This is a genomic window from Kiritimatiellia bacterium, assembly GCA_028715905.1.
GTDB lineage: Bacteria > Verrucomicrobiota > Kiritimatiellia > JAAZAB01 > JAAZAB01 > JAQUQV01.
In genome coordinates, this window is the sequence record JAQUQV010000111.1 from 1 (window position 1) to 3,952 (window position 3,952).

The window sequence follows — 3,952 nt, forward strand, 5'->3', positions numbered from 1 at the left end:
AGCCTCGTAAAACCGAATTTCTCAACTTGCGGGCGTAATTGTCGGCCTTCGGGCGGGGAATGTCAATTTTTATTTGACTTTGTTTTTTGCCCGCGGCACTATTTTAAGACCATGGCCGCTCCATCACGGCCGATAAAGCGCATCCGCGGAGAAGTTCTGATGTGTCGGCCGTGCGCCGCCGGCGGTTAATTCCGGATGGCGCCGCGGCCTTTTTAACGGGAAAACCAGGATGAAAAGGGGACCGAAGCCGGTCGGCAAATGTTATCGGTGCCGCTTGAATCTGGGCGATCATTGCTGGGCTTTTGCTTTTCCGCGTCTTCAATGGGGCGGGCGGAAATGCCCGGGATTTGAAAACGAAAAGCTTTACCGCCAGTTTGCCGAATGGCAGGATGCGGCGCACGTCAAAACCCGCCGGCAGATCAGGCGGGAAAAATTCCGTTCGGCCGCGCCGGGCCGCCGGTTGTATTATTCACGCAAGAAAAGCGCGAAACGATGTATAAAGAAGTGAATATTCAAAGGCCGGCCGAGCGCGCTTTGCTTGTCCAGGCCGTCGTCGGGCGCCGGGACGCCGCCGAGGCCGAGGACTCGCTGCGGGAACTGGAGCGACTGGCCGACACGGCCGGGGCGCGCGTCGTGGGGTGCCTTACCCAGCGGCGGGAACGTCCCGACGCGGCTTTTTTCGTGGGCCAGGGAAAGACCGCGGAAATCCAGCTGGCCTGCCGCGCCAGCGCGGCCGACGTGGTCATCTTTGACAACGAGCTTTCTCCCGTCCAGGTCAATAATCTTGACCTTTCCCTCGGGGTCAAGGTCATTGACCGGACCGAACTGATCATGCAGATATTTGCGCGCCGGGCGCGGACGGCGGAGGCGCAGGTTCAGATTGAACTGGCGCAGTTGCAGTACCTAGCCGCGCGCATTCCGGTTTCCGAGCGCCAGCACCGTTTCACCGGCGGCATCGGCATGCGGGGGCCCGGCGAGAGTCCCTTTCAACTGCGCCGCGCGCCGATGGCGGCGCGCATTGTGCGCCTGAAGAAAAAATTGCGGGAAATGCAGAAACACCGCGCGCGAACCCGCGTCCGGCGGCCCTGGCCGCTGGTTGCGCTGGCCGGCTACACGAATGCCGGCAAATCCACCCTGCTTAACGCGCTGACTGCGGCGGAAGCTTACGTGGACGACCGCCTCTTTGCCACGTTGGACACCCGGAACCGCCTGCTTTATCTGCCGTCCGGCCGCAAGGTCATGCTGGCCGACACGGTCGGATTCATCCGCCATCTGCCGCCCGGCCTGGTGGCTTCATTCCGTTCAACGCTTGAAGAAATACGCGAGTCGGATATGCTTTTGATTGTGGCGGATGCCGCCCATGCCCATGTCCGCGAACAAATCGGCGTGGTTTATAAAACCCTGGAGGAAATGGGGGCGGGGGCGATTCCGCGCCTGCTGGTGATGAACAAAGCCGACCGCATCAAGGATCAGGCCGAGTTGGCCCGTGCGTTTCCGGGGGCGCTTTTTATTTCGGCGCGGAACAAGGACGGGTTGGCGGAGTTGAAAAAAACCATGGCTGGCATGTTTCCCGCCGCGGGTTAAAGCCCTAATTCGGATTTGGTCTCGGCGAACATGCGCATGGCAAAATCCAAGTCGGCGATGGTGTGCGCCGCTGAAAGCTGCACGCGGATCCTGGCCGCGCCCTGCGGAACGACCGGATAAAAGAAGCCGATCACATAAACCCCTTTTTCAAGAAGACGGGTCGCCGTTTTCTGGGCTTTTTCGGCGTCCCCGAGCATGATCGGCACGATCGGGTGTTCGCCGGGCTTGATGTCAAATCCCAGCGCCGCCATGCCCGCGCGAAAATGCAGGGTGTTTTGCATCAGGCGTCCGCGCAGTTCGGTTGACGAAGCGATCATCTCAATGGCCTTAATGGAGGCCGCGGCCACCATGGGCGCGAGCGTGTTGGAAAAGAGATAGGGCCGCGAACGCTGGCGCAGGAAATCAATGATTTCCTTCCGGCCGCTGGTGTAACCTCCGCTGGCTCCGCCGAGGGCCTTGCCCAGGGTGCCGGTGATGATGTCAACCCGGTCCATCACGCCGCGGTATTCGTGCGTGCCGCGGCCTTTTTCCCCGATAACCCCGACGGCGTGGGAATCGTCAATCATGACGAGGGCGCCATGTTTTTCAGCCAGGCCGCAGATTTCATCCAGCCGGGCGATGGCGCCATCCATGGAAAATACGCCGTCGGTGGCGATCAGGCGGAAGCGGGCCGCGGCCGCTTCCTTGAGCCGGGCTTCCAGTGCGTTCATGTCCGCGGTCTTATAACGGAAACGCTGCGCCTTGCAGAGGCGGATGCCGTCAATGATGCTGGCGTGGTTCAATTCATCGCTGATGACGGCGTCCTCCTCGGAAAGCAGGGTTTCAAAAAGCCCGCCGTTGGCGTCAAAGCAGGACGAATAAAGGAGGGTGTCCTCCGTGCCCAGGAAACGGCTGATCGTTTTTTCAAGCTCCTTGTGCACCGTCTGTGTTCCGCAGATGAAACGCACGGAAGAAAGTCCGTATCCCCAGCGTTTCAAACCTTCTTCCGCCGCGGCGATAATTGCGGGGTGGGAGGCCAGCCCGAGATAATTGTTGGCGCACAGGTTAAGCACTTCGCGCCCGTCCCGCACTTTTATCCGGCTGCTTTGCGGGCCCGCGATGACCCGCTCGGACTTGAACAGCCCGCTTTGCCTTATCCGGTCAAGCTGGCCGGTCAGGTGTTCTTGCATTTTTCCATACATGGTTTTATCCCCTATTTGCGCCCTCAACCCGTCCAGTCCAGGACGATCTTGCCGGAATTACCGGAGCGCATTATTTGAAACGCCTTTTCAAACTCGGTGTAATGGAAACGATGCGTGATAATCGGCGAAACGTCCAGTCCGGTTTGGATCATGGAAGTCATTTTGTACCAGGTTTCGTACATTTCGCGGCCGTAGATGCCCTTGATGAAGAGCCCGTTGAAGATGACCGTGTTCCAGTCAATGGCCGTTTCCGGCGGCAGGATGCCCAGCAGGGCGATTTTTCCGCCGTGGCACATGTTGGTGAGCATATCGCGCAGGCCCGCGGGATTGCCCGACATTTCCAGGCCGACGTCAAACCCCTCTTTCATGCCCAGGGTTTTCTGCGCGTCTTTTAAATTTCCGGAGCGCACGTCCACGGCCAGGGTGGCCCCCATTTTCCGCGCGAGCTCAAGGCGGTAGGGATTGACGTCGGTAATGACCACGTAACGCGCCCCGGCGTGCTTGGCGATGGCCGCGGCCATGATGCCGATGGGGCCCGCTCCGGTTATGAGCACGTCCTCGCCGAGAACGTTGAAGGAAAGCGCCGTGTGCGCGGCATTGCCGAGGGGGTCAAAGATGGAGAGCGTATCCAGCGGTATTTTCGGATCGGCGTACCAGACGTTGGTTACCGGGATGCAAAGGTATTCCGCGTAGGCGCCGGTCCGGTTGACGCCCACGCCGCTCGTGTTCATGCAGAGATGCCGCCGGCCGGCCAGGCAGTTCCGGCAGCGGCCGCAGACAATATGTCCCTCCCCGCTGACAATGTCGCCGGGGTGAAAATCAGTTACGTTGGAGCCCGTCCGCTCCACACGGCCGACAAATTCATGGCCGATGACCATGGGCACGGGGATTGTTTTCTGCGACCAGGCGTCCCAGTTGTAAATGTGGACATCGGTGCCGCAGATGGCGGTCTTTATTATTTTTATGAGAACGTCGTTGATGCCGGGCTCCGGAACGGGGACTTCCTCCGGCCAGAGTCCCGGTTCGGGTTTCTTTTTTACGATCGCCTTCATTTTTTTCATTTTTTAATTTCTCTTTTCTTTTTTAATTTAACCGGGAAGATAGTAATCTCTTTCGCGCTTGAATAAAAGTTTTTTTTTGGATGGAATCTCCCGGTTTTATCCGGCCGGGAAGGATTTATGAAAACG

4 protein-coding genes are annotated in these 3,952 nt (G+C 58.9%); 2 read left to right on the top strand and 2 right to left on the bottom strand.

Annotation, left to right across the window (positions count from 1 at the left end; all coding sequences use genetic code 11):
- The first annotated feature begins 229 nt into the window (after positions 1–229).
- Both PHP98_11840 and hflX read left to right on the top strand, forming a co-directional pair.
- Complete coding sequence (locus tag PHP98_11840) at positions 230–508, top strand: hypothetical protein (protein ID MDD5484319.1); 279 nt, start codon at positions 230–232, stop codon at positions 506–508.
- The gene (gene hflX / locus PHP98_11845; protein ID MDD5484320.1) at positions 505–1,584 is read left to right on the top strand and encodes a GTPase HflX; all 1,080 of its coding nucleotides are present in this window, start codon (positions 505–507) and stop codon (positions 1,582–1,584) included. The genes PHP98_11840 and hflX overlap by 4 nt, the downstream gene beginning before the upstream one ends.
- Here the strand turns inward: hflX and kbl are convergent.
- Both kbl and tdh read right to left on the bottom strand, forming a co-directional pair.
- The gene (gene kbl / locus PHP98_11850; protein MDD5484321.1) at positions 1,581–2,765 is read right to left on the bottom strand and encodes a glycine C-acetyltransferase; all 1,185 of its coding nucleotides are present in this window, start codon (positions 2,763–2,765) and stop codon (positions 1,581–1,583) included. The two genes, hflX and kbl, sit on opposite strands and share 4 nt — an antisense overlap.
- A gap of 23 nt (positions 2,766–2,788) precedes the next feature.
- Complete coding sequence (gene tdh / locus PHP98_11855; GenBank protein MDD5484322.1) at positions 2,789–3,817, bottom strand: L-threonine 3-dehydrogenase; 1,029 nt, start codon at positions 3,815–3,817, stop codon at positions 2,789–2,791.
- Positions 3,818–3,952 lie beyond the last annotated feature (135 nt).

Coding starts and splice junctions, on each gene's coding strand:
- PHP98_11840 (MDD5484319.1), top strand. CDS start 230: ATGAAAAGGGGACCGAAGCCGGTCGGCAAATGTTATCGGTGCCGCTTG.
- kbl (MDD5484321.1), bottom strand. CDS start 2,765: ATGTATGGAAAAATGCAAGAACACCTGACCGGCCAGCTTGACCGGATA.
- tdh (MDD5484322.1), bottom strand. CDS start 3,817: ATGAAGGCGATCGTAAAAAAGAAACCCGAACCGGGACTCTGGCCGGAG.